At 39.2% G+C, this 24,236-nt stretch carries 27 protein-coding genes; 2 read left to right on the forward strand and 25 right to left on the reverse strand.

The annotated features are described in order from the left end of the window. Positions 1-27: 27 nt before the first annotated feature. The 7 genes from ACLIJJ_RS02165 to ACLIJJ_RS02195 form a co-directional block, all read right to left on the reverse strand. Positions 28-606: a YpmS family protein gene (locus tag ACLIJJ_RS02165; protein ID WP_233313472.1), complete on the reverse strand. Its 579-nt coding sequence runs from the start codon at positions 604-606 to the stop codon at positions 28-30. A gap of 2 nt (positions 607-608) precedes the next feature. Continuing rightward, on the reverse strand, positions 609-1,439 hold the full coding sequence (locus ACLIJJ_RS02170) for an SGNH/GDSL hydrolase family protein (RefSeq protein ID WP_411410500.1): 831 nt from the start codon (positions 1,437-1,439) through the stop codon (positions 609-611). Between the two features lie 232 nt (positions 1,440-1,671). Continuing rightward, positions 1,672-3,231, reverse strand: coding sequence for an ATP-binding protein (locus tag ACLIJJ_RS02175; protein WP_411410501.1), 1,560 nt, complete (start codon positions 3,229-3,231; stop codon positions 1,672-1,674). A gap of 115 nt (positions 3,232-3,346) precedes the next feature. Then, complete coding sequence (locus ACLIJJ_RS02180; protein ID WP_233313469.1) at positions 3,347-3,505, reverse strand: YflJ family protein; 159 nt, start codon at positions 3,503-3,505, stop codon at positions 3,347-3,349. A gap of 117 nt (positions 3,506-3,622) precedes the next feature. Beyond that, complete coding sequence (locus tag ACLIJJ_RS02185; protein WP_411410502.1) at positions 3,623-4,465, reverse strand: DegV family protein; 843 nt, start codon at positions 4,463-4,465, stop codon at positions 3,623-3,625. Between the two features lie 186 nt (positions 4,466-4,651). Next, complete coding sequence (ilvA, locus tag ACLIJJ_RS02190; RefSeq protein ID WP_233313467.1) at positions 4,652-5,917, reverse strand: threonine ammonia-lyase IlvA; 1,266 nt, start codon at positions 5,915-5,917, stop codon at positions 4,652-4,654. A 125-nt stretch (positions 5,918-6,042) separates the two neighbouring features. Further along, positions 6,043-6,750 (reverse strand): tubby C-terminal domain-like protein, encoded by a 708-nt coding sequence (locus ACLIJJ_RS02195; protein ID WP_251645403.1) that lies wholly within the window; start codon positions 6,748-6,750, stop codon positions 6,043-6,045. Positions 6,751-6,871: 121 nt separating this feature from the next. On the opposite strand from ACLIJJ_RS02195, the gene trhA reads away from it, so the two are divergent. Continuing rightward, positions 6,872-7,495, forward strand: coding sequence for a PAQR family membrane homeostasis protein TrhA (trhA, locus tag ACLIJJ_RS02200; RefSeq protein WP_233313465.1), 624 nt, complete (start codon positions 6,872-6,874; stop codon positions 7,493-7,495). Positions 7,496-7,529: 34 nt separating this feature from the next. Here the strand turns inward: trhA and ACLIJJ_RS02205 are convergent, their stop codons facing one another. The 7 genes from ACLIJJ_RS02205 to ACLIJJ_RS02235 form a co-directional block, all read right to left on the reverse strand. Next, positions 7,530-8,018 carry a dihydrofolate reductase gene (locus ACLIJJ_RS02205; protein WP_237941621.1) on the reverse strand — a complete coding sequence of 163 codons (489 nt, stop codon included), beginning with the start codon at positions 8,016-8,018 and terminating at the stop codon, positions 7,530-7,532. After that, on the reverse strand, positions 8,015-8,809 hold the full coding sequence (locus tag ACLIJJ_RS02210; protein WP_233313463.1) for a thymidylate synthase: 795 nt from the start codon (positions 8,807-8,809) through the stop codon (positions 8,015-8,017). The genes ACLIJJ_RS02205 and ACLIJJ_RS02210 overlap by 4 nt, the downstream gene beginning before the upstream one ends. A 31-nt stretch (positions 8,810-8,840) precedes the next feature. Continuing rightward, entirely contained in the window at positions 8,841-9,548 is a 708-nt protein-coding gene (locus ACLIJJ_RS02215; protein WP_233313462.1) for an anthrax toxin lethal factor-related metalloendopeptidase, read from the reverse strand. Positions 9,549-9,765: 217 nt separating this feature from the next. Then, on the reverse strand, positions 9,766-10,344 hold the full coding sequence (locus ACLIJJ_RS02220) for a TerD family protein (protein WP_233313461.1): 579 nt from the start codon (positions 10,342-10,344) through the stop codon (positions 9,766-9,768). Positions 10,345-10,386: 42 nt separating this feature from the next. Next, a complete protein-coding gene (locus tag ACLIJJ_RS02225) occupies positions 10,387-11,001 on the reverse strand; it encodes a TerD family protein (RefSeq protein ID WP_233313460.1) in 615 nt (204 codons plus the stop codon). A gap of 63 nt (positions 11,002-11,064) precedes the next feature. Next, complete coding sequence (locus tag ACLIJJ_RS02230) at positions 11,065-12,162, reverse strand: toxic anion resistance protein (protein WP_233314726.1); 1,098 nt, start codon at positions 12,160-12,162, stop codon at positions 11,065-11,067. Between the two features lie 8 nt (positions 12,163-12,170). Then, complete coding sequence (locus ACLIJJ_RS02235) at positions 12,171-13,814, reverse strand: YceG family protein (protein ID WP_411410503.1); 1,644 nt, start codon at positions 13,812-13,814, stop codon at positions 12,171-12,173. A 291-nt stretch (positions 13,815-14,105) separates the two neighbouring features. Between ACLIJJ_RS02235 and ACLIJJ_RS02240 the strand changes: the two genes are divergently transcribed. After that, the gene (locus ACLIJJ_RS02240; RefSeq protein WP_233313458.1) at positions 14,106-14,360 is read left to right on the forward strand and encodes a hypothetical protein; all 255 of its coding nucleotides are present in this window, start codon (positions 14,106-14,108) and stop codon (positions 14,358-14,360) included. Here the strand turns inward: ACLIJJ_RS02240 and ACLIJJ_RS02245 are convergent. The 11 genes from ACLIJJ_RS02245 to ACLIJJ_RS02295 all read right to left on the reverse strand — a co-directional run bounded on the left by ACLIJJ_RS02245 (position 14,335) and on the right by ACLIJJ_RS02295 (position 24,215). Beyond that, complete coding sequence (locus ACLIJJ_RS02245) at positions 14,335-15,159, reverse strand: HAD family hydrolase (RefSeq protein ID WP_411410504.1); 825 nt, start codon at positions 15,157-15,159, stop codon at positions 14,335-14,337. The genes ACLIJJ_RS02240 and ACLIJJ_RS02245 overlap by 26 nt on opposite strands. Beyond that, the gene (locus ACLIJJ_RS02250) at positions 15,156-16,268 is read right to left on the reverse strand and encodes a cysteine protease StiP family protein (protein ID WP_233313456.1); all 1,113 of its coding nucleotides are present in this window, start codon (positions 16,266-16,268) and stop codon (positions 15,156-15,158) included. Before ACLIJJ_RS02250 ends, ACLIJJ_RS02245 begins: the two co-directional genes overlap by 4 nt. 5 nt (positions 16,269-16,273) lie before the next feature. Next, positions 16,274-17,629 carry a phosphoribosyltransferase family protein gene (locus tag ACLIJJ_RS02255; protein ID WP_251645398.1) on the reverse strand — a complete coding sequence of 452 codons (1,356 nt, stop codon included), beginning with the start codon at positions 17,627-17,629 and terminating at the stop codon, positions 16,274-16,276. Further along, positions 17,568-18,767 (reverse strand): HpcH/HpaI aldolase/citrate lyase family protein, encoded by a 1,200-nt coding sequence (locus ACLIJJ_RS02260; protein WP_233313454.1) that lies wholly within the window; start codon positions 18,765-18,767, stop codon positions 17,568-17,570. The genes ACLIJJ_RS02255 and ACLIJJ_RS02260 overlap by 62 nt, the downstream gene beginning before the upstream one ends. A 223-nt stretch (positions 18,768-18,990) precedes the next feature. Beyond that, on the reverse strand, positions 18,991-19,770 hold the full coding sequence (locus ACLIJJ_RS02265) for a TerC family protein (RefSeq protein WP_233313453.1): 780 nt from the start codon (positions 19,768-19,770) through the stop codon (positions 18,991-18,993). Positions 19,771-19,879: 109 nt separating this feature from the next. After that, complete coding sequence (locus ACLIJJ_RS02270; RefSeq protein ID WP_233313452.1) at positions 19,880-20,461, reverse strand: TerD family protein; 582 nt, start codon at positions 20,459-20,461, stop codon at positions 19,880-19,882. Positions 20,462-20,550: 89 nt separating this feature from the next. Next, positions 20,551-21,141: a YpjP family protein gene (locus tag ACLIJJ_RS02275; protein WP_233313451.1), complete on the reverse strand. Its 591-nt coding sequence runs from the start codon at positions 21,139-21,141 to the stop codon at positions 20,551-20,553. Positions 21,142-21,318: 177 nt separating this feature from the next. Then, a complete protein-coding gene (locus ACLIJJ_RS02280; protein ID WP_341077456.1) occupies positions 21,319-22,089 on the reverse strand; it encodes a class I SAM-dependent methyltransferase in 771 nt (256 codons plus the stop codon). A 100-nt stretch (positions 22,090-22,189) separates the two neighbouring features. Continuing rightward, entirely contained in the window at positions 22,190-22,624 is a 435-nt protein-coding gene (locus tag ACLIJJ_RS02285) for a BrxA/BrxB family bacilliredoxin (RefSeq protein WP_233313449.1), read from the reverse strand. Positions 22,625-22,703: 79 nt separating this feature from the next. After that, a complete protein-coding gene (locus ACLIJJ_RS02290; RefSeq protein ID WP_233313448.1) occupies positions 22,704-22,988 on the reverse strand; it encodes a YrhK family protein in 285 nt (94 codons plus the stop codon). 96 nt (positions 22,989-23,084) lie between these two features. After that, positions 23,085-24,215 (reverse strand): conserved virulence factor C family protein, encoded by a 1,131-nt coding sequence (locus ACLIJJ_RS02295; RefSeq protein ID WP_411410624.1) that lies wholly within the window; start codon positions 24,213-24,215, stop codon positions 23,085-23,087. Positions 24,216-24,236: the final 21 nt, after the last annotated feature.

Below are 24,236 nucleotides of genomic sequence, written 5' to 3' on the forward strand. Positions count from 1 at the left end.
ATATCCATTCTGCCTTTTTACAATTGATTATTCCGTTGGCAAGAGCAAGTTGAAGCGAATTCGATTGTTTTCCAAATCAAATTCCTCTACTTCCGCCGCCATACCGTCGCCGATTTTCATATTAGTAAGATGCACATCAATAGTCTCATCATCTGGATTAATATTAACCCATGATGGAAGCTTATACTGATTCTCAATAAATTTCATTACATAGGAAACGGGAAGAGACAGCTGTCCGATACTGATCGATTTCTGTCTTAATGTAAGGTCCCCATTGTCCAATGGAATTGGTTCAAATGTAAGCTTCATTTCTATATCACTGCTAAAGATCGGCAAATAGCCAAAAAGCTCTACTTCGTCATTAAGATTTACTTCATAATGAACAGGCCCATTTAAGCCTTCTTTTTCCAAATAATTGTTGATAAGCAAAGTTAAGTCTTCTTTATTTGTTGTCACTTGAAACGGAATAACATCTTCGTTCTGTGAATCCACCCTGTCTGCCGATTTGTCAGCAGGTAAAAACACAAGGGTGACAAGGACTAACAGGATAATTATATTGATGGTTGCTAATATTAAAAAAGCTGTTTTCCATTTTTTCTTAAACAAACTCATTCTCCTCTGTTTTCTCTATTCAAGCGCTTCAATGCTAATATTTCCCCAATCGCCTCTTCTTTTACTGTCTGATAAATTTCGTCAGCAATCAATTTATAGCCTTTATCGTTCGGATGAAAATAGTCTGTATAAAGAAGGTTTTCAGATGAATCAGCAAAAATGTGTTCAATGGGCACAAAATAAGTATTGTTATATAGAGTAAGAATATTTTCTCCCGACATATTCCATTCTGTCACAATATCATTCATTTCATCCACGTCAGAAAACCATTTTGTAAAGGGATTATATACACCAACGAGGACTATCGCAGCTTCTTGATTATCTTTGCGAATTTCCTTCAGTATATTATAAAGATTCGTCTCAAATGTCTTCATTTGCCCTGTAAAATCATCGAGCTGCAAATTTGAGATATGATCGCGAACAACTTTCATAATATCATTGCCGCCTATTGTTAAAACAACCATATCTGCATCTCTGATGGAATTCTTGACTTCATCAGATTTAATTTTTTTGAGCAGCTGGTCTGTCCGATTGCCTTTAACACCAAAGTTGCTGATAGTGACGTTCCCTACTCCCTCTTCCTGCTTAAATAGTTGCTGCAGATAAGGGACATAGCCGCCTTTGCCAGTACTGTCACCAACACCCTGTGTCAAGGAATCACCGGCTGCGACAACATTCAAGTCCTCCGATATAAAGCTTTCTGGGACTTCCTGCTTCATGGCTACAACCGTTTCTTTCGAATCATTCCTATGAAAGGAAGTGTTGGTTGTACAAGAAGTAAGCAAAAAAAGCGTTATAATTGAAATCAGTAAGGTAAATGGTCTCATTGGCTAACACCTACCTTTATTGCATTTTTAATCATTATAACATATGGATAAAAGAATGGTTTTTACATTTTTATCCTTCTACCATTAGGCCAAAACTATGCAAATACTTTTTGCCTTTATTGAAAAAAGACCTATTCATTAGGCCATATATTGTTTTACAGAATGAATGATAGGTAAAAAATAGCTAAAACATTTAGTATGTATGATTGAATAGGCATTTGAAAACAAGCACTTAACTATATAGTGGGATATAAACCTTAAAAGTTGTACCCTTGCCTTTTTCACTTTCGACTTCAATCTTGCCTTTCATTTGTTCAATCATTTGATAGCTGACCATCAATCCCATGCCAGTACCCTTTTCTTTTAAGGAATAAAAAGCTGTTCCTAGTCTGCCTAATTCCTCTTCTGTCATTCCAATACCCGTGTCCTTAATTTCAAAAACCCCAAAACCAGCTTTTTTGTATAAACACACGCTTAACACACCTCCGTTAAGCATGGATTCTATTCCATTTTTAAGAATATTGATCAGCACTTGCTTCAATTCACTGCTGTTTGCGCGTATATAAACCTGCTGGATGTCACGTTCAAAAGTAATGCTTTTCGACATCAATGCATAAGAATGCATTAAGTCAATTACCTTCATGATTAAATCTTCTCCATCGACTTTTTCACTTTGTTCAATTCCAGGCTTCGCTAAAGATAAGTAATCATTAATAATTGTCTCTGCTCTGTTCATTTCTTCAATCATAAGCTTTATGTACATTCGTTCCTCTTCACTAATATGTTCTTTAGCAAGAAATATCTGCAGGAAACCTTTAACAACAGTCATTGGATTTCTTATTTCATGGGCAACAGAGGCTGCTAATTGGCCAATCGCATTCATTTTTTCCGCACGCTGCAGCTCCCGGTGGATTTTCGTGTAGTTCATAATATTGTCCATCTCGTTTAAAGCTTCTTCTACTGAATTCAGCTCAATATCCCGAGACAATGTCCCTAATTCTTTCGAGGTTTTAGAAAGTCTTGTAAAAAGCATAGCAAGCTTTCTAACCATTTCGTTAAGACTGTCGCTGATTGCCCTTATATCGGATGCATGATGGCTGTTTAGCTCCACTTCCAAATTGCCGCTGCTAATCTCCTTAAGTCCCCATATTACCTCTTTTAAAGGCAATAGAAGCTTGCTGATTGCTCTTTTCGTATAGACAAACAGAAGTGCAGCCAAAAACAAGAATAGAACCACAAGCCACAATGACAGCTTGTGAATGCTGCTAAACAAACTATCTGCTGAAATATCCATTCCTATCGCGCCGATAACATTCATGCGCTCGTCTGTTATAGGTATGAATGCAGTATAAATATGGCTGCCATTCTCCTTGCGGAAGCCGCTGTAATCCGGAATTTTTATTAGAGGAATTTTGCTCGTTAACGCTGCACTGCTTGATGTGAAATAGGCTCCATCTTGTTGAAGGACTGACCATTCCTTGCAGGAGGAAGCTTCGTCATATATACAAATATATGTTTGAAGCACTTTTTCTTGTTGGAATGTATAGCTCGATAAGAGGTGTTCCTTATCATCATCACTCATAGAGCCGCTGGCGTAAAACTCCCCATCCGTTAAATGGTGCGCTGCAAAGTTTAACAGACTGTCCGTGTGTTCAGAGACAGCTTTCTTCCACTCATGAGAAGTGATGACATAGATGGATATTATTGCAGCAATTAACAGGAAAAAAGGCATACAAAAAGAGAATAATTGAATTTTATTTAAAAGAGGAAATTGCTTCACTTTTTTCATCATGTTACCCACCAAATCCTTTTAATTCCTTTTTCTAGAAATATAACTAAAAGAATTCGACAGAATTAAACGAAATTCCTCTTATTCCGCTAACTTTTTTTATGAAAGAAGGAGACGTTTAATTGTCCCCTTTCATTTTAGCGAGTTGCTCCTCATATAAATTTCTTAATATATAGACTTTATATAACTCTAATTTTCTTTGTTCTTGTGGATGCCGGTTCAACCCTAACTCTTTTAATCGGGCAACATACCAGCCTTTTGAACCATAATATGCCATTATTCTCTCCCCCTTAAAAAAAGATCCCCTTTACACTATATGTTAATAGGTTATTTCCTATGACCTAAAGCTGTGTACAAAAAAAAGAGATTGATTAATATCAATCTCTAAAAAAAGCTATTCCGCATAATAGCTAAAACCTAAAGCTCCTTGACCTGTGTGTGTGCTAATAACAGGTGTTGTGAAATCAATTTCTATTTTATTAAACCCTGAAACTTTTTCGATTGCATCTGAAAGCATTTTCGCATAATCAAGGCTGTCGGCATGAGTTATGCCTACTCTTTTAATCGTTTTCCCAAAGCATTCCTCCGCGAACGCATTTGCTAAGAACTTTACTGCCTGTGCTCTGCTTCGCACTTTTGTAACGGGTGTGTATACTCCGTCTTCCAAGGAGGCAATCGGCTTAATGTTTAAGAGTGAACCTATAAAGGCTTTTCCTTTACCAATCCTTCCACCTTTAATTAGGTTTTCAAGGGTATCGACGACAACAAATAATTTAGTATGCTTTTTGACATGCTGAATTTTTGCTAATATGTCCTCTTTATCGACACCGTTTTGTGCCATTATAGCAGCCTCAATAACTTGGAAGGATAAGGCTTTAGAAATATACTCAGAATCAATTACGGTAACATCTGCCTCTGTTAGTGCTGCAGCGCTTCTTGCAGAGTCAACTGTTCCGCTCATTCCTCCAGTCATATGGATGGAAATAACCGTATATCCTTCGTCTGCCAATTTATTATACGTTTCAAGAAAAACTCCCACTGGAGGTTGGGATGTTTTCGGAAGATTTTCTGCTTCCTTCATTTTTTGAATAAATTCTGCTGGGTTTATATCTACTCTATCTAAAAAGGTTTCTCCGTTTATTGATATTGATAACGGGATTACTTCAATGTCATATTTTTCAATTAATTCTGATGCCAAATCTGCCGTTGAGTCTGTAACAATTTTAATCTTTTTCATTTCACACTTCCCTTAGTAAAAATCTTGCCTTTTGTAAAGCGTTTTCTTAAACTAAAATTATACATCATTAGTCCTATAAATGGCAAGCAGAATCCTAAACTGGCAATCTGGCAATAAAACACCGTCTACAACTATATAAAAAACCCCTAATGGAATCAGGGGTTTCTCTAAAAACTGTTAACGCCTTTATACAAGCAAGTTAAACAGGTTTGAATCCTTATTCAGCTCTGTATACGGAAAGCCTTTCAGATCCATTCTTTCAATAAGTCCTTTATAGTCTTCTCTGTGCTTCAGCTCCAAGCCGACTAATGCTGGACCATTTTCTTTATTGTTCTTTTTGATATATTCAAATCTTGTTATATCATCATCAGGACCGAGAACCTCATCAAGAAATTCCCTAAGTGCTCCTGCTCTTTGCGGGAAGTTAACGATGAAATGGTACAACAGCCCTTCATATAATAATGATCTTTCCTTAATGTCCTGCATTCTGTCAATATCATTATTTCCGCCGCTTATAACAACAACAACATTCTTGCCTTTAATCTTGTCCTTATATAAGTCCAACGCTGCGACAGGAAGCGCTCCGGCTGGCTCTGCTACGATTGCGTGCTCATTATAAAGAGAAAGAATCGAAGTACATACCTTTCCTTCCGGAACGAGCAGGATATCCTCGAGCAGCTGTTTACATACATCATAGCTTTTCTCCCCAACACGCTTAACAGCAGCACCGTCAACAAACTTATTAATCTTATCTAGTGTAATAACTTTGCGCTGCAGAACCGATTCTTTCATCGAAGGTGCTCCGGCAGGTTCGACACCGATCATTTTTGTCCCAGGTGAAACACCTTTAATATAAGTGCTTAACCCTGCCATCAGCCCGCCACCGCCGATGCTTGCAAACACATAATCGACAGGCTCCTCGATGTCATTCATGATTTCAATGCCTACCGTTCCTTGACCTGCAATGACATGCTCATCATTGAACGGATGGATGAACGCTCTTTCTTCCTGTGTTGCACATGCGACTGCTTCTTCATAGGAGTCATCAAACGTATCACCTACAAGAACGACCTCTACATTACTTTTCCCGAACATCTTCACCTGCGTTACTTTTTGTTTCGGTGTTGTTGCAGGCATAAAGATTTTCCCGTGCACACCTAAATATCTGCAGGCATATGCCACTCCTTGTGCATGGTTGCCAGCACTCGCACAGACTACTCCATTTTTCATCTTTTCTTTTTCCTGCATGACCATAGAATAAAAGGCCCCTCTTAATTTAAAGGAACGCACATGTTGTAAGTCTTCTCTTTTCAGATAGATATTACAATCATATTTTTCTGACAATCTATGATTTTTTTGTAAAGGAGTATGGGCCACTATGTCTTTAATTCGCTGGTACGCAATCAGAATATCCTCCAACTGCACCGTTTTTTTCATTACATTTTGTTCCATATCCACACCCTCATTTCACAGCTTTTAATTTGTACATTATAACATGTCAGAGAAGGAAATCCATCATAATAATTCTAAATTTTTTGTTTTTTCTCTACAAATCAATCGTTGGAATCAGAAAATTTTTATGATTTAAAATACATGTCAAATAGCAATAATGCTAAAATATAGACATCCTGATCGTCATTAACCGTTATTGTATGAACACCACTGACTAGATTGTTTCTTTTGATGCTGCCGACAACTTTATTGTCACACATCATTTTAGCTTCTCCATTGATTGTTCTTGAAGTGATGGTGAATCCTTCCTCACCTAACGTTCCTCTCATGGATTCCTTCAGATGAACAGCATTTTTCAAGTTAAAAACAGTCGCTGCTTTTCCGAACAATTCTCCATTTTTATAAATAAGCCAGCTTTCATTGTTTGCCAGTAATTTCTCCCGCTCCCATTCTACGCTATACACATTGTCACCAATCGAAAGTCTAAAGGATAAATACCATGGCGCTTTTCCTTCTATACAGCTGTCTACTACTCTGTGCCAGCGCTTTGTAAATAGGCGCTGATAGACACCCTTTTGCTCTTTTCCTTTAAATAGAGGTTTTGGTGTGTGCAGAAATTTTTGCAGCACATAAATAGACCAGTTCTCTGTGTTAGCCGGTATATAAGCCTGTTCCTTTTTGGAAAGAATGTTCGCAACGATATACAGCACAACAGCAGCAACTAAGGAGAGCGATGCTATCATAATCGTTGTCACATCAATCTGTCCGATGATAAAATACCTGACGACAGTACCAGAGAGTATTAGGAAAAACAGAATATATAAATGCAGCAAAGTATTTCCCCTCCTTTTCTCTTCTTTATGTACGAGTCAAGTAAGCTTTTAGTTTCCATTTTATTGCTTCATTTGTTTTAATTGCTTCAATCCAGTAAAATAAACAAGAAGGAGGGATCGAATGAAATTCTCTGTAAAAGAAGAAATTGCTAACAGCATCACCCATGGAATCGGCTTACTATTAAGTATTCCAGCGCTTGTTTTTTTAATTGTTAATGCAGCTGAAACAGAAAATCCGTGGAGGATTGTCAGCTTTTCGATTTTCGGTACGACCATGCTGCTCCTGTATCTATGCTCGACTCTTCTTCACAGCACAACATATGAAAAACTGAAGGATTTTTTTGAAATCCTGGACCATTCTGCCATCTATTTGCTCATCGCAGGGACATACACACCCTTTTTGCTTGTAGCTATTAGAGGACCCCTTGGCTGGACATTGTTCGGAATTGTTTGGGGACTTGCTGTTGCCGGAATTGTCTTTAAATGTTACTTTGTGAAAAAGTTTATTGTCGCGTCGACCATCTTGTATGTTATTATGGGCTGGCTGATTGTTTCAGCGATAGTTCCTTTATTTCAGGCTATCGGAACACAAGGTGCGGTGCTGCTCGTAATTGGCGGTATCCTTTACACAATCGGCAGCATCTTTTATGTACTGCAAAAGACACCTTACTTCCATGCGATCTGGCATGTTTTCGTCTTAGCTGGAAGCTCATTCATGTATTTTTGTATCTTATTTTATGTATAAAAAAACCAAATCAGCAGCTGATTTGGTTTTTTTCTTAGCTTTTTCGTTCATATACAAGGAAGCGGTAATCATAATCATTCTGTTCATTTCTAATCCCTTTTTCTTCACTGATAACACGCCATTCATTCCAGTCAATTTCGGGGAAATAAGTATCTGCCTCAAATTCACCACTGATTTCCGTTATGTACATTCTGTCTGTAATTTCAAGCGTTTCTTTAAATATTTCTGAGCCGCCAATAATAAAGATTTCCTCATCCTTCGTTGCCTGCCAACTATTGAATTCAGCAATGGAATACAGAACGGTACAGCCTTCACAAGAATAGTGCCTGTCTCTTGTCAGTATAACGTTTTCGCGATTAGGCAGATTCCGCCCGATAGAATCCCGCGTTTTTCTACCCATGACTATAGGATGTCCTGTTGTTACTTTCTTGAAGTACTTTAAATCTTCCGGCAGATGCCAAGGCAATTGGTTATTAAACCCTATTGCCTGCTTGTCATCCATCGCTACGATCATGGAAATCATACACTTACCACTCCTTTAATATGAGGATGTGCTTCATAGTTAACTATTTCAAAATCTTCATATTTGAATGAGAATATATCTTTCACATCTTTATTCATCACAAGCTGCGGCAGCGGCTTTGGTTCTCTAGTAAGCTGAAGCTCGACTTGCTCGATATGATTATTGTAAATATGAACATCACCGAACGTATGAATAAACTCTCCAACCTCAAGGTCACATACTTGGGCAATCATATAAGTCAAAAGTGCATAGGACGCAATATTAAACGGCACCCCTAAAAAGACGTCAGCAGAACGCTGATACAGCTGACATGAAAGCTTTCCGTCAGCTACATAAAATTGAAACAGACAATGACATGGCGGCAATGCCATATCAGGTATGTCCCCGACATTCCATGCACTGACTATCATCCTGCGAGAATCAGGATTGTTCTTAATTGTGTGAATTAATTCAGCTATCTGATCTATTGTGCTGCCGTCGCGTGCGGTCCATGATCTCCACTGATGTCCATACACAGGGCCAAGATTTCCGTCCTCATCTGCCCACTCATTCCAAATTCGCACATTATTGTCCTGTAAATATTTAATATTCGTATCTCCATTTAAGAACCACAACAGCTCATGAATAATCGAACGCAAGTGGAGCTTCTTTGTCGTAATCAGCGGAAATCCTTCTGCCAAATCGAAACGCATTTGATATCCAAATGTACTGACTGTGCCAGTTCCCGTGCGGTCCTCTTTCTTTGTTCCCGTCGTCAAGACATGCCTGCATAGATCTAAATATTGCTTCATTTATTCAACATCCTTTTCCTGCTAAAATTTCTTAGTTAATGCTGGCAATCTGTTTGTAAGTTAAAGGTGCCAGCTCCTTTAATGTTTCCTTCGTTGAACCGCCCAAATAATACATGGCAAAGGTTTCGGCAAAATATTCCTCTGGATAGTTCAAAAAATATTGGCTGTACGGAAACAGCGTTGCTTTCTCCTTATTCCAAGCAGCGGTAAAAGCTTCCGTTTTACTATAATAATTCAAAACCTTATAGTCAATGGAATGGGCAAGCTCATGAAACTCCAAATTAACGGAGCCATGCCCGCTGCCCTTTGGGCTCGCTCCAATTTTTACAAGCACTGTTTGGCCGCCGCCGATACCTGGGACATCATCCCACGTTTTTTCGGACCGATAGCCTCTTGGTACAATTCCGGCAAACTGTTGTGCCGTTGGATTATCTGTCAGCTTCCCCGTAAACAGCTTCACTTTTATGCCTTTTTTCTCGATTTTCTGCAGAAGTGACTGCGGCAGTCTATTTATACGTTTCGCAATTGCTGCTGCTTCTTTCTGGTCAAAGGCTGGTTTTGGCAGCAAAATAATATTTTGCAGGTTCGTTTGTTCAGATTGAGTCAGCTCTCCCTTAATAATGGACTGAACTGGAAAATCCTTTAGAAATATGCCATCTATGTCTTGTTGAGAATTCCCCATAAGGAAGGAGACTATGCCAATCATAAAAAACGGCATAAATCTTCTTATATGCTTCATCCTTTTCTCCCCATCTTTCTTGCGATGTCTATACATTATGTTTGAGGTTCAAGCAGATTCCTAAATTAATAATCTACTAGATTATAGCATATATTAAATCGTAAGAGAGCAGTAAAGGATATTGGAAATACCTTCAAAAAAACCTTTCAAACAGAACCAATGAAGGCTTCTATTCTGAAAGGCTAACTTGTCGTTATTAACTTACCATAACTTTTCTTTAAACGTCGAGTCCATAGTTGCGGCATAATGCAGCAAGTCCGCCTGAGAAGCCGCTTCCGATAGCATTAAACTTCCAGTCACCATTATGTTTGTACAATTCACAAATAACGACTGCTGTTTCCACAGAGAAATCCTCTCCCAAGTCAAAGCGAAGAATTTCCACATTTGTTTCTTCATTAACGACTCTGACAAATGCATTGGAAACTTGGCCGAAATTTTGGTTTCTTGAATCGGCATCATGAATTGTTACAGCAATGCCTACTTTTTCTACATGTGCAGGCATCTTAGAAAAATCGATGACAATTTGCTCATCATCTCCGTCTCCTGCGCCTGTCCGGTTGTCGCCTGTATGCTCGACACCACCGCTCGGATGTGCAAGGTTATTATAGAAAATGAAGTCCACATCATTTACTACCTTGCCGTTTGCATCTGCCAAAAAAGCAGATGCATCTAAGTCAAAATCAACTCCGCCGTCATAGCGGTTCGTATCCCAGCCTAATCCGATTACCGCTCTAGTTAAGCCCGGGTTTGTTTTTGTTAAGTCGATTCTTTGTCCTTTAGATAGATTAATGGACATCCTTTTCTCCTCCTTTTTTCTTCTGGTTAAAGCTACTATTCCTTAAGAATAAGATTTTACGACTTCACCAAGACTGCCAGCAGATGTGCCAGATCCGATTGCGCCAAACTTCCATTCTTGGCCGTGTCTGTAAAGTTCACCAACAATCAAGCTTGTCATCCCATTATAATTATCTGTCAAGTTATAGTGAAGCATAGTATCGTTTGAGCTTGGATTAACAATGCGGATAAAGGCATTTTGAATCATGCCGAAATGCTGTTTTCGTTTGATTGCATCATAAATATTAACAACAAATACAAGCCTATGAACAGATGCAGGCACTCGGCTCAACTCTACGAAAACTTGCTCGTCATCCCCTGCACCGTCTCCAGTCAAGTTGTCGCCGGAGTGCTGCACACTGCCATCTCTGCTCTTTAAGTTGCCAAAGTAAATAACATCACTGTTGCCCTTTACTTTCCCGTTCTCATCAAGCATAAGCACAGATGCATCACAGTCGACATTTCCGCCAGAACCGCCGCCGCCGAACAAGGAGCCAAATAAGCCGCCGCCACCCTTTTGCTGAACAGGATCCCAGCCTAGTCCTACCATAATTTTTGATAAACCTGGATTGCCTTTAGTCAAATCAACTTTTTGTCCTTTTTGCAGATTGATTGCCATATTGTCCACCCCTATGTATTTGTTTTTTTTATATAGTAGGGCAGAAATGTTCTGCCCTTATATTTAGCCTTTTAATTTCATTTGCTTGAAATTGTTTTGCAGCTGCTCGAGTTTTTTTGTGCCTTCTTCACGAAGTCGCTTATTCTCTTCCTCGATAGACTTTGTCTCCTGCATACCCTTCATAATGATATTCCAAGACTCTTCGATTGTCTCAATCTTAATGCTCGGCGCACCTGCCAGCCTTGCGATATCAACACTTTGCTGAGATATGTTCTGCGCATTGCGGACAAGCATCTCATTTGTACGGCGGTCAAGCTCGCTCATACTGTCTGCTACAAGCTTCTGTCTTTTAGCGGCAACAGCTTGAATCAAACCATTTTTGAAGATTGGAATTGTCGTTACAAATGCAGAGTTTATTTTACCTATCAGCTTCGTATTTCCCCGCTGCAGCAATCTGATTTGCGGTGCTGTCTGCAGGGCAACCATTTTAGCCATTTCCAAGTCATACACGCGTTGGTCGATAAGCTCGATTGCATTGCGCAATGTATCGAGCTGCATGGCTGCAAGCTGATCGCCTTGAATTGCTTTTGCTTCAATTGGAGGTAGCACTTCCTCTTTCAGCTGGTCAGATTTCATCGCACCTGCAACAGCATACTTCTCGAGTGTTAAGTAATACTGATAGTTTTGCTCATACATATTATCGAGCATATTTGTCGACTCGACCATCTCATTTTGGTACTTAGAGATTTCGACATATACTTTATCGATTTCCTGCCCCATAGACTGGTACTTGCCGAATAGCTTCTCCATTAATTTTTCGCTTTTCTTAAATAGCTTCCCGAAAAGTCCTTTTGAGGATTGTTCAAAATCCTTCTTATCAAATTTATCCATGATTCTGCCGAGCTGTTTCAAAAGTTCACCTGAGTCTTCAACTTTTGTCATTCTCATATTCCCTAAAATTTGATCAGAGAATTTCGAAATTTGGACAGCAGGCTCTTTTCCGAACTCCAATATTTGAATTTGGTCTCTTTCGTCAATCGATCTTGCCAATTGCTGCACTTCAGGCTCATTTCTTAACGAAAGCTTGATTTCAGAAACCTTATTTTCCGTTAACACATCTATCACTTGATGTTCATTACTTGAAGAATTAGATGATTGCATATTCACTGCTAATCTCCCCTTCTATTTTTTTTGAAGCCGTTTAGAATCATTTTCTTAAAGAATGATTCTTCCTTATATTCCATATCGAAAACAACATCCTCCAGCCAGTGAGCATCATAGGAGCCTTCTTGAATGAATGTCTCCATATCTGAATGACCTGGCGGATTATAAACGATAATATCTACACCGAATGAATTCAGTAAAAGCAATATAGCCGCATCTTCCCTTGTGAACAGACCGTTAAGCTCTGTTTTGTAGAGAATGACACTCGGCACATCCTGTGAATAGTCAAACTTCTGAAGCAGCTTCAGGATATCTGCAGGAATAATCAGCCCTTGTGTAAACAGAAATATGGCTGCTTCCTCTTCTGTCTCATTCGGCAAGGGCTTCAGCTGCGGCTTATCGCATATTGTGCGTATGCTTGAGGCAATTCCCTTTTGCAGCCCTAGCGGCAAGCGGCTATAGTTCCAGTAATTAGCTGTCATCATTTTGTTAATATCTAATTTCCCTTCTCTGTCGAGGGCACTTCGGTAGTGGAAACGGTAATCACTGACAACAGCTCTTGTAAACGGGAAATTCTTGATTAAAAGAGCATGGTCGACATTTACAAGACTATGCATCCGATCCCAGTATTCCTTTCTATTGCTGCTTACACCAAATACTTTAGCAAAAATAGTTGGAATTTTCACTACTCCATTGCTGACTTCAAAGTTAGGGCGAATCATTGCTTTTTCTTTCTCCAACAAAAAAAGCTCATCATATGTCGTTTTTAAGGTGACAGAAGTAGGAGTATAATCCCTTAGTTGCCATGGTTTATATAGGCCAGAACCTTCATGGTTAAGAATGCTTTCAATTTCTTTGGACGCTCTGTACGCAACCGTTGCCGTTCTCCGCCGTTTTTCAGTTGGAAACTCTTCTGCCTCTTTTGCTTGCGGATATATATGTGTAAAAGCCGGCTGTCCTTCACCGGATATTTGTGTGAGGATGTCATCACCATTTGGACTGACGACCACTAAATCACAGCCTATTGTAGCCAAGTATGTCAAAAAATAAGCCTGGCTTTTGCTGCCTGTCCCGTACCACAAAAATTGCGGCAGCCGATCTTCCGCTCTGCACTCTTCAAGACTCGGTTCAAGATGATTGATGGACCATTTAATGACATCGACAAGAATTCTTCGCAATTCGCTGCTTTTTAAGCCACTCGGCTCTGCTTCTGCAAATCGCTCCAAAACCTTAATCATCCCTTCCCTTAATTTCCTATGAATGGACGGGACTTGAGATTTCAACAGCAAATTCTCTCCATCTAAAAAAGCGACAAAGCGATTGACCGAAAGATTTTGTTCTTGCAGCAAATTCAGCACTCTTTGAATCGCCTGAAAATGCTTGTTGTCAAGCACCCTATTCAAGTGATGGTTGCTGATAAGCACAAGCCTGCTGTCATCTTGACTGACCCAATCATACAGCTGGTTATAGTATTCGTCTTCATCCATCGGAACGCCAAGCAGCTTTACAAGCACTTGTCCGAATGTGATGACACCATTTTCTTCTTTATAGAGCGGCCTGCTTTTTGGCGGCTGCTGCAATGTTGTATACCAGTTTTCCATTGATACAGGAAGTATCTGCCCATTCAGCGTGTGTAAATTAACATTCATTTTCCCACTTCCCTAAACGAACTGCTCTGTTAAATATGGCCTTGTGATTTGAAAAGGCTTTATATGTATCATAGCAAAAGTATATAGATATTGCTAAATATTTACCGTATATAAATTAGTACGTTTACTAGTCTAAAAAGTTTCATATTTTTTAAGCACTGCTTAACTTTCTAGCCTTCCAAGCAATATCTTTTGGGCTTTATATACCTATGTTCAATCCTTTTTAACGTCTCACCATTTTGAAGCAATTGCATATTATACAGTAAATCTAGGCTAAGCAGGTGTTATAATATGAGATCATTATATCGAAAAAAGTCTTATCATGAACTCGAGTCAGAACTGGAACAATTGGAGCAAGTTATAAGTTCCAAAACCTATCTTTTCTTTGATTTGTTTTTTATCAGTTTAATAATCAGTTTTGCCATAAGTGTGACCTTCAAGTCTCTTTTGCTAGGAATATTCACCTTTTTTATTTTTTATTCTGTTTTTATTGGCATCTATCGCTTGCTTTCCAAATGGTTTAAAGATTCTCCAACAGAGGAGTAGCACTCCTCTTATAAAGCCGGTGCACCGTTTCGATGATTTCTTCACCAGCATCAGCACCAGAGAAATTAGTAAGATTATAACGATTAGCATCTCGCACTTCGTCTGCTAATTCACCATGCTTTGGCATCCAAGCATGAGTACAAGCATCCAGTAAAGGAAAATCAAGGAGAGAGTCTCCTGCCCCTGCTGTAATTTTGATGCCTTCTCTTTTTTGGATAAATTTTACGGCTTCTCCTTTACACACAGGTGCTGGCATAAAATACAGCTTTCGCCCTTGCAGGGAAACCTTCCAGCCATTTTCTGATGCTATCTTTCCAATCAGTTTTTTCGTCTCAGAAGTTATTTGCTGTTCTAATATATAATAAAAGAAGAGATCATCTGCTATTTTCATAGAACCAGGTAAGGCTTGCCCGTTGACTAATTCCATCAGTTTTTCTTTTTCAATACATTGCTCTGCAAGCTTTACCTGAACTTCTTTCGTCCAATCTGACAATATTTCTCCTTTATAATGGATATTCGCACCATTGGAGGTCACACTGTAGGTGATTGGAATGTTCTCTTCGAAAATAAAGATACGCTTATATTGCTCATACGTTCTTGTCGTCACAGGCACAAATTGCAGCTGAGATGCAAGCTCCTTTAATTTTCTTAGTGCATCTGTCTTCATATAGGAGATATAGTTTCCCTTTAATCTTTCAACAGGTACCATGCTTTCATTTAATGGAGTTCCCATTTCAGACAGAGCGCGTTCTGAATAAATCAAGGTTCTGTCTAAGTCTGACGCGAACATCATCATCATTTAGCACCAACCTTTTTAATAAGACCGCAGCATGTATAGCTCATTTGAGGATATGGAATGATTTCCACATTTCGTTCTTTTGCAAGCAAAACAATATGGCGCACATATGGGCTACTTGGGTCTTTCATGAGAATTTTCCACGGAACTCTCCTTAAAAGCACCCTAGTCGTCTCTCCGACTCCTGGCTTTACGTAATTAACTGTTTCAATTCCGAAAGATTCTTTCATTTCGAGGACTTCCTTCATTCCCTTGAAAGAAACTTCCTCTTCTTTTATAACATCCGAAATTGCCTGCTCCAATTTTTCTGTATCAATATGATGAAACTCAGAAGTGATTTCTTCCAAATACTTCTCTGAGACGTCATATTCTGTTAGTTCTTCGTAAAATTTTGCACCATGGAAATCTGACTCACCTATATAGGCATCATTCAGCACGGTTCTGCTGATAAGACCAGAGACTGTTGAATTTAAACATGCGCTTGGAATTAGAAAATCCTCTCTTGTTCCATATAAATTTGTGCAATGCCCAGGGTCTGCCACTACAGCGAGTGCATCATCAAGCTCAAATCCGTGGCTGTCTTTGAATTCAGCTAGAGATTTAGTTAATTCGATGGAAATGGCTCCTTTGCCTGTCCAGCCATCGATAAATTGAATATTGCCCTCAGGATGTGTTTTTAGGATGTACAGAAGAGCATTTTCGTCAATCCCTCTGTCTCTGATGATGGAAATGCTATAATGCGGGAAGCTCATGCTGTATTTCTGCTCTAAGTAACGTTTAATCAATATACCGATCGGTGTTCCTGCCCTAGCTAAAGAGACAAGCACCGTATTATTGCCCTTTTTTCTGTAAATCTGCTCAGCAACAACAGCAGTGCAAAAGGCAACCTTCTCCTTATATTCATCCAGAGTTTCCCAAAAAACTTGGAGATATTTTTCTGGAGGATTATATTCCTTCGGCAGCGTTTCACTGTAATGCTGTCCACCCTGAATGCGGCGCTCCCGCTCCTCTGTATCGCCTTCTAAATTTAAGCTGCTTAAATCCTTTAACAGAAAAACAACATCTTCCTCTTTATAAGAGCCAAACTTTTTTAGATCGGTCTTTTCCATCATCTACACTACCTCCCACTGCAATGCACCACATTTATTTTTTTTACTCCCGTTTCTTTAAGCTTTGCAAGCAAGAGCTGAAGCTTATCTTCTTCCACTTTTCTCTCAAAGAATATAAAAATATCATCGTATGCATAAGACGGAATATTGTATAAATAATGGTCTATATGCTCATCTTCAGGGTTTAGAAAATGGATGGCTGTTTTGGCTCCATAATGGTTTTCATTATGAGGATAAATCGGGCTTCTCGTGCTGGATTGGTAGGAAACACCCTGTCCCATTAGACTTGCAATTTTCATTGGAATATACATAAACTCGCCAGTTCCAATACAGAGTGTTTGGGTGCCAAGTCTCTTTTTAGCCAAGTAATCAGCTGCTTTATCCATCCAGTGATTTTCACTTGACAGAAGTCCGAATCTTCCAGTATCCCCTAAGTAATAGCCAGGATTTTCCTTGCCTGCTAATGTTCGTGAGTAATAAGGAAGCTGGCTGTTTTCCGTAAAATCATCAAGCGAAATAAACTCCGTCTCCACATTATCCGTGATTAAAGGATTTGTTTCCTGTTGAATATCTTCGATTTGCAGCGCTCCTTCAAGACTGAATTCTCCCTTTAATAGACTCACAATGCGAATATTAATCTTGAGCTCCTGCTCTAACTGTTTTAGCTTTTGGTCATTTTCTTTGCTGCGCCAATCCAGAATGGAGACAATTGTATACTCTTTCCGCGGGAATTTCCCCTGAATATCCTTAATAATATTAATGGCAGTCTTTCCTGTCGTCAGTTCATCATCAACAAGAATGACTTCGCGAGTATTATCAAGCATGGAAACATCTATATAGCAGCGATGAGACGTAGCATGGGAGTGCTCCTCCTCAAAAGAAATTATCGATTCCATACCCTCCACTAACTCCCGAGTCGTGTGAAAAAAGGACGCATGTTGAAATGCTTTATAGAAACTGTGGCCCAGTGCAGTTGCTGTTTCGGCAAACCCGATAATAACAGGATCAGCCGTCTCCTTCCTGATGAAAGGGGCATCCTGAAAATTCGCAATGGAATGATGATAGCAGTCAAGCAATTCCTCTCTTTTTGCAGATAGACTATCTATCTTTAATTCTTCATATCTGGCAGCAAGCGCGAAACCCGTCCATAATCCAAGCTGTGGTTTAATCGGAATATGTTTTCCTAATAGCCTGCTGACAAACAAAAACGACCTTTTTTTATTGATTCTTGCCGCCATTTGAAATAGTTCTTCTGCATGCAGCTCAAATGGATTTTCCTTTATTTCAATATGCATCTTTAAATCATTTAGAATTGGCAATAAAATTTTCTTGTTTGAGTAAGTCAATGTATGTAAATTCTTCATGGAACACCCCATAAACTCTAGATTTTAGCATGATTTTCTGAGCCCAATAGAAATGGGGCTTTATTTCATTCATTTTATTGGAGAAGGAGCTTTTCATTACTCCAATCTCTCCATTACTGCTTGCAATTATATTTGCCGCGTCCAAATATTCCTCATAGCTGACAACATTTAACGCTTGTACAGGCTTAATATGGGTTGGGTGAATGATTGTTTTTCCTGTCAGGCCATTCGTAATGTCCATCAGTACTTCTCTAATCAAGCCATCCATATGCTTATCAATAAGCTGTGTTCTCATCTGCATGCCTGCCTTGCCGTATCTTTTTCTAAATGGCGTTTCCCGCAGCTGTGGTATCAGCATTCTCTCTTTGGAAGAAAAGTACTCCCAAACTGGTCCTGAAACAACATATGGACTGTCAGCGCGTAAAAATACATTGATGATATCTGTGATGCAATCGCGGATAATGGCCACATCATACACCGTTGTATCACTGTTTCTCCGAATGCCATAAAGACCGCAAAAATCAGTCGCTCCAATGCGGACATTTAAAATAAGATGTTTATATGTATCAAGAACTTTTTTAATCGATAACAGTTCTTCGAGCCTAGTCTCTTTTTCTATTATTTTCTTCGTTTCTAGTATCGGCATTGCATACAGCAAATTCCCCTTCGTATTATAGGAATCCAATTCTTGCAAAATGATGCTGCCAATTTGGGCATCAAACTTAGGAATCACAATACCTGTCAGCAAATGCATACAATCTTTAAGAGCGTTCATCAGCCGTAAAAACTGGTCAACAGAGCGAATTCTAATAAAAATCATTGGCATTTTGCTTTTCACTAATATTCCCTGCTCTATACTTGCCTTTATGTTAAGCAGCTCTTCTTTTAATTTCGCTTCTGCAAGCTCTACTTCATGATCACCGATAGAATCTTCTAAGCATATAACCATTGATGTTAAGCCGGGATGCTTGTTTATCAGAAGATCATGATAAATATTTGGTCTAGTTGCAGGCATATACAGGGTGGAGGCAAGGGCATAGGATAAAATCTCCTTATCAGAAGTTATCGACAATTCCTCAGGCTCCTTATAAAAAAGCTTTTCAACAAGCTGATTATTTAAATCGGAAAATAATTTCATTTCAGTAACTCCATTCCACTATAAAGCCTTTTGTGATTAGACTATTCTGATAATTATTATATAAAAAAAATTAGAAATTACCTTTTATTTTAATATAATATCGGTTTTCTTGCATTAATATTTTCTTGTTATGGGTAAATTTGTAATAACATGAGGATTCTGTCTTTAGATGGAAAAAAGAAGGGATGACAACTTGTCATACCCCTTCTCTCTCGTTACTTTATTAAGCTTCGCCTTGCTCTGCTTTTTTCTTATTACGATTATGAACAACAAATGTTGCTGCGAAAGCGATAATTAATATGCCAAAGAATACAATATGGTGTACATGAACACCAAACACACCTAAGAACATCTTTACAGAAATAATTAAAATCAAAATATATGCTGTGCTTTCCAATTCTGGCACACGGTCAATCAATTTCAGGAATACACCTGCAACTCCGCGCATCATCAGAACGCCGAGCATACCGCCGACAAGCAGCACCCATACTTCGTTGCTGACACCGAAAGCGGCAAGAACGCTGTCTACTGAAAAGGCAATATCCATTAGCTCAACAGCGACAACTGTTCCCCAAAATGTACCGAACAAGCGGATTAACAAACCATTTTGGTTAATGCCATGCGATTCTTCTTCGTTTTCTGCTGCTTCCTTCTCTTTTCGTTTATCGATAAAGTACTTGATTGCTAAATACGCCAAGTACGCTGCACCGAGTACCTTTACCCACCACAATTTAATTAGTAATACACCGACTCCAATTGCGATGAAGCGGAATATGTATGCTCCAAGCAAACCGTAGAAAAGAGCTTTTTTACGTTTTTCAGGCGGAAGATGCTTAACCATAACAGCAAGCACAAGTGCGTTATCAGCTGATAGCAGTCCTTCCAAAATTATAAGTGTTCCAATATATCCCCAGCTCACTGGGTCTGACAGTACTCTTCCCCACGCTTCCCAATCAAAAAACATAGAATATGTTTCGATAAAGGATTGAATAATAGCATCCATTCGTGTAAGTTCCTCCTCATTGATCGCTGTATCAGTTTTGTATTTTTTTATCTGCAATCAAATGGAAAGGCAATTGAAAAGGTTATCCCCTCTAAAAGCAACTAACAGATTAGCCGACTTGCAGTCCGAAATCTGTTGCTAATGCTGCCAAGCCGCCTTGGTAGCCGCTTCCGATTGCACTGAATTTCCATTCGTTGTTATGGCGATAAAGTTCTCCGACAACAAGCGCTGTCTCAATAGAGAAATCTTCTCCTAAGTCATAGCGGATAAGCTCTTCATTATTTTGTTCATTCAGAATACGCGCATATGAGTTAGAAACTTGTCCGAAGTTTTGGTTTCGTGCGTCACCGTCATGAATTGTAATAGTAAAAGCAATCTTTTGAACACTTGCAGGCACTGCTTGAAGGTCAATAATAATTTGCTCATCATCACCGTCTCCTGCTCCAGTTCGGTTGTCACCAGAGTGAACGACAGATCCGTTTCCGCCAGATGTGTTGTTGTAGAATACAAAATCAGCTTCAGATGTTACTTTACCGTTGTCACCAAGCAAAAATACAGAAGTATCCAAGTCGAAGTCATTTCCGCCGTCATACTTGTTTACATCCCAGCCAAGTCCTACGATAACTTTCGTTAATCCTGGGTTTCCTTTTGTTAAGTCTACTTTTTGTCCTTTTGATAAACTGATTGCCATGATTAATTCCTCCATTTTTTTCATTTTTATTATCTACGTTTCAAATGCTTCAATAGTTTCGCATTTTTATTATTTGTCGGGATTTTTTTTTAACTCATCCATTTAGGCGGAGTATTTTTATCCCAGTAGATATTGCCTAGTGCATAATGATTTTGGAAATTATCCTGAAACGTGTGATAATGAAAATTGAACCAATAGCCATCTTGCGGGGGGCGATCCCTTCTTACATGAAAGCGAATCACGTCTTGATTTTCTTTCACTATGTGGAAAATCCGCTCGCTCGTCCCAGGGCTCGGCATTTCTGTAACCGTAAGCTGGCTCAAATCTTCATCAGGGAAGCTTGAAGTCACATTGTTAATCGCTTTTTCAATATTCGGTAAAATTGCAATTCTGAATTCATCCTCAATCACCGGTTTAATCTTGCTCCCGAATTTCGTATAGCTTTGCACTTCTGCTTCTTCCATCAGCTTGCCCACGACCTTATCCCTTTCCGAACGCTCATCCAGAATCCCCGTATCAAGGGTTAATTCTTCTGAAGAGACTGGCAGCTTGCTTTCATCAGCAGGCTTTTTTTCATCACCATTGCTGGTATTGTAAAAAGCGGAAGGGGACGGAGTTACCAGTCCAAATGTTAAGATCGACACAAAGACAACAAGACTTTTTCGAATCCAATTAGGCATTGTAAACACCTCACTTTCAAAAATCCTGTTAATCCTATGTAAAGCCAGTTTTTTTCTTTGTTTAATGGTGCTCTAATATATATACAGTACTATTCAAGTATATAATAAAGTACAATTATTCAGCCACTATTTATACAGTATTATTTAAAAATTATAGCCTGTTATCCTTAATTTTCCCTATAATTCAATGATGCCATAGTGAAATTTGGCTGTTTTCCGCTGTATTCGCTGAAAACCAAAGGCTTCAAAGCGCGTGCTTTTATAATGGTCCTTCAGTACAACCCTTTCTTTGGCGACACGGCGTGCTTCTTCTATCATCGTGGTTGTCCATTCTTCATAAACAGCTAAATGCTTTAATGGTTTAATTCCATCTGAATCAATGCTTTCCTCAAACATTGGATCTAAATACACACAATCGATACTGTTTGTCTCTTTTTTTCTCAGCTCATCAAGTGCATGTCCGCTCGTCACCTTCACCCTTCGCATAGCTTCATCCATTTGCTCATCATGGGACTGCCAGACAGCAAGACCTTCTTTGACAATAAAGGCAATGACCGGACTTGCTTCCACTCCTTCAACTGCTCCTGATTTTCCAACTGCAAAGCTTGCGATAATGCTGTCAGATGCTAAGCCGAGCGTACAGTCAAAAAGAGACTTTCCCTCTGTTAGATTGCAAGCATCAACGAAAGGATCATGCTCCTCTTTTTGCAGTCTTTTAATTCGGAACATTGCAGAGCTAGGATGAAAGAAAAAAGGCTCGCTCGCATTTGCTGCAAACAGTTCATATCTTTCCTTGCCCGCCACTAACACATCTTCTTGATACTTAGTGATCAGAGATTTGACTGTCCTTTTATTTCTGTCCACATAGCTGCACTGCAGCAAGGCTGCTGCCGTTTTCGCTTTGTCTATCATTTCTTGATTTGTTCTTCCTGCAGTTGTAACTATCATTTTCATTCACCTTTCTTAACACTTAAAAGGAATTGCCTTTATAAGAAAAAAAGAGGGGCTGCTAGTGTGCCCCTCTTTGCTTGTTCTATTGCTTTTATTATTAGCAGTTTTGTTCGAAAGCAGACATCAAATTTTCCATAATCGCTTCCATGGAGTTGCCTTCAATATCATAACGAGGGATAAAATGGACAACCTGATTGTCTTTAATTAAAGCCATAGAAGGAGATGATGGCTCGATATCTCCAAAGAACTCCCTCATTCTTGCAGTCGCTTCTTTATCTTGACCTGCAAATACTGTAATAAGATTATCCGGTTTTTTCTCTGCTTGTAATACGGCCTGTGTTGCAGCAGGTCTTGCAAGACCAGCAGCACACCCACATACAGAATTAACAACAACCAGTGAAGTTCCTTTATTGCTGCTGATAAACTCCTCTACCTCTTCTTCTGTTGTTAATTCCTGAAAACCTGCGTGCACAAGCTCTGCTCGCATCGGCTTTACCATTTGTCTCATATATTCTTCATATGCCATCGACATTACTATTTTCCTCCTTTATTTATGCATGTGCTATAAGCATACAATAATGAAATGCATACATGCAACGAAATGAATCTGATTAGGCGTGTTTCTTTCTTTTTTCTTTTCCCACTCTTTTTACCTGTAAAAGATGACATGTTCGGATAACTGGACGAATAAGAAGCAAGACGCTTCCTGAGATATAAAGAACGGCACCTGTTATCTTCCAGCTCAACAGCATGTTGAAAATCGTTCCTAACAGGAATAACAGTCCAATCAGGATATCATTGATTGTATATATCGCCTGATATTTATCCTTTAAAATGATAGCTAAAGAACCGATAGAGATAACATGATTTTCTTCTTCTTCTGACTGTTTATTCATGTTTTTTAACACCTCGCTAAAAGAAATACTAGTGAATGTATTCCTTTTAACGGGGAGTCTAAACACAATTAGTCCAACAAGAAATATTTTCTAAAGTCAATCCTGCTTGCGTGCTTCAGTCATCTGTTTCCAGACAGAACCTTTCGCCTCTTCTCCAAGCTCAATTCTTTCGATAGCCATTTTAATTTGCAGACTTACTTCAAATTCAGGATCATCTTCATGAGCCTTTAATGATGGCAAAGCCCTTTCATCTCCCACTTCATACAAGAACATTGCAGCACGCCATCTTAAAAGCTTGCTTTTGTCATCTAAAGCTTTCATCATTTCTTCCATTGCTTCAGAGAAGCCTAAATCTGACAAGCAGTCACCTGCAGTTCGTCTTACTGTTACCGTTTTATCTTGAAGTGCTTTATAAAGGGACGGCAGCACGATTACATCTTCAATCATTCCGAGATATACTGTTGCCAGCCTGCGAATGGACGGCTTTTCATCATCAAGTGCTGCCGTTAACACTGGTATATCATCAACCGTCGGATCCTCACTTTGTTCTAATCTCTGATATCTAATCTTCCAATCTTCATGCTCTAAATCTTGAAAGGTCAGTTTGATTTTTTCCCGCTTGTTCAAAGTTGCTTCTGCTGTTTCTGGGTTCTTTGCAGCTTCTGCTAGGCTTGCAATTCTTTCATCAGGATATGCAGCCATCATTTCCTCTTGGACAGCTTGACCAATTTCGTCAAACTCACCGTAGCGCACTCCGAATTCCTGCCATTTTCTGCTTGCCACAACATTATCTTGCGGCATTCTTACCTCTGAAACGGCCTTCATGAATTGCTCTGGCAAGCCGTAACGCTTTTCTTCCGTTCCATCCGTCAGCTTTACTTGCATAGGTATCCCTTTGTACATTTGCACAAGCACTTTTATTTCACCGAAATGCTCGTTCACTTCCGGCTCTTTTTCTAAACTTTCTGCTTCTTCCCCAAAAGCATTTCGTACTTGGGCAAGAAGTTCCTTCCAGTCATATTTGGCATTTCGTTCAACTGCCAAGAAATCAGCAACATGGTAAACCCCTCTAATACCTTCAATTGCCAGAATGTCCTGGATTACCTTCGGTGCTTCTTCGGCATTGTCCTTTTTATAGTTATTGCTTGTTCCCATCGGCAGCTCTTCATTTAAATTGATTTTCATCGTATTCGGGCTAGGAGTAGGTTCAATCGCCATAATTTTCATCAAAAAATCCCCCTCAAAATC

Origin of the sequence: Niallia laureatilytica (genome assembly GCF_046613985.1) — a bacterium.
In the GTDB taxonomy this organism is placed as follows: domain Bacteria; phylum Bacillota; class Bacilli; order Bacillales; family Cytobacillaceae; genus Niallia.

Bases quoted from the DNA above. Each gene is read 5' to 3' on its own strand.
- ACLIJJ_RS02295 (WP_411410624.1), bottom strand. From the start codon at position 24,215: ATGAAAATTATGGCGATTGAACCTACTCCTAGCCCGAATACGATGAAA.
- ACLIJJ_RS02205 (WP_237941621.1), bottom strand. From the start codon at position 8,018: ATGATTTCCATGATCGTAGCGATGGATGACAAGCAGGCAATAGGGTTT.
- ACLIJJ_RS02215 (WP_233313462.1), bottom strand. From the start codon at position 9,548: ATGAAGCATATAAGAAGATTTATGCCGTTTTTTATGATTGGCATAGTC.
- ACLIJJ_RS02285 (WP_233313449.1), bottom strand. From the start codon at position 22,624: ATGTCGATGGCATATGAAGAATATATGAGACAAATGGTAAAGCCGATG.
- ACLIJJ_RS02180 (WP_233313469.1), bottom strand. From the start codon at position 3,505: ATGGCATATTATGGTTCAAAAGGCTGGTATGTTGCCCGATTAAAAGAG.
- ACLIJJ_RS02225 (WP_233313460.1), bottom strand. From the start codon at position 11,001: ATGGCAATCAATCTGCAAAAAGGACAAAAAGTTGATTTGACTAAAGGC.
- ACLIJJ_RS02275 (WP_233313451.1), bottom strand. From the start codon at position 21,141: ATGCCTAATTGGATTCGAAAAAGTCTTGTTGTCTTTGTGTCGATCTTA.
- trhA (WP_233313465.1), top strand. From the start codon at position 6,872: ATGAAATTCTCTGTAAAAGAAGAAATTGCTAACAGCATCACCCATGGA.
- ACLIJJ_RS02235 (WP_411410503.1), bottom strand. From the start codon at position 13,814: ATGAATGTTAATTTACACACGCTGAATGGGCAGATACTTCCTGTATCA.
- ACLIJJ_RS02230 (WP_233314726.1), bottom strand. From the start codon at position 12,162: ATGCAATCATCTAATTCTTCAAGTAATGAACATCAAGTGATAGATGTG.
- ACLIJJ_RS02270 (WP_233313452.1), bottom strand. From the start codon at position 20,461: ATGGCAATCAGTTTATCAAAAGGACAAAAAGTAGACTTAACAAAAGGA.
- ACLIJJ_RS02250 (WP_233313456.1), bottom strand. From the start codon at position 16,268: ATGATGGAAAAGACCGATCTAAAAAAGTTTGGCTCTTATAAAGAGGAA.
- ACLIJJ_RS02290 (WP_233313448.1), bottom strand. From the start codon at position 22,988: ATGAATAAACAGTCAGAAGAAGAAGAAAATCATGTTATCTCTATCGGT.
- ACLIJJ_RS02255 (WP_251645398.1), bottom strand. From the start codon at position 17,629: ATGAAGAATTTACATACATTGACTTACTCAAACAAGAAAATTTTATTG.
- ACLIJJ_RS02265 (WP_233313453.1), bottom strand. From the start codon at position 19,770: ATGGATGCTATTATTCAATCCTTTATCGAAACATATTCTATGTTTTTT.
- ACLIJJ_RS02260 (WP_233313454.1), bottom strand. From the start codon at position 18,767: ATGAAATTATTTTCCGATTTAAATAATCAGCTTGTTGAAAAGCTTTTT.
- ACLIJJ_RS02185 (WP_411410502.1), bottom strand. From the start codon at position 4,465: ATGAAAAAGATTAAAATTGTTACAGACTCAACGGCAGATTTGGCATCA.
- ACLIJJ_RS02245 (WP_411410504.1), bottom strand. From the start codon at position 15,159: ATGATGATGATGTTCGCGTCAGACTTAGACAGAACCTTGATTTATTCA.
- ACLIJJ_RS02210 (WP_233313463.1), bottom strand. From the start codon at position 8,809: ATGAAGCAATATTTAGATCTATGCAGGCATGTCTTGACGACGGGAACA.
- ACLIJJ_RS02175 (WP_411410501.1), bottom strand. From the start codon at position 3,231: ATGATGAAAAAAGTGAAGCAATTTCCTCTTTTAAATAAAATTCAATTA.
- ACLIJJ_RS02220 (WP_233313461.1), bottom strand. From the start codon at position 10,344: ATGTCCATTAATCTATCTAAAGGACAAAGAATCGACTTAACAAAAACA.
- ACLIJJ_RS02280 (WP_341077456.1), bottom strand. From the start codon at position 22,089: ATGATAGTTACAACTGCAGGAAGAACAAATCAAGAAATGATAGACAAA.
- ACLIJJ_RS02240 (WP_233313458.1), top strand. From the start codon at position 14,106: ATGAGATCATTATATCGAAAAAAGTCTTATCATGAACTCGAGTCAGAA.
- ilvA (WP_233313467.1), bottom strand. From the start codon at position 5,917: ATGGAACAAAATGTAATGAAAAAAACGGTGCAGTTGGAGGATATTCTG.
- ACLIJJ_RS02170 (WP_411410500.1), bottom strand. From the start codon at position 1,439: ATGAGACCATTTACCTTACTGATTTCAATTATAACGCTTTTTTTGCTT.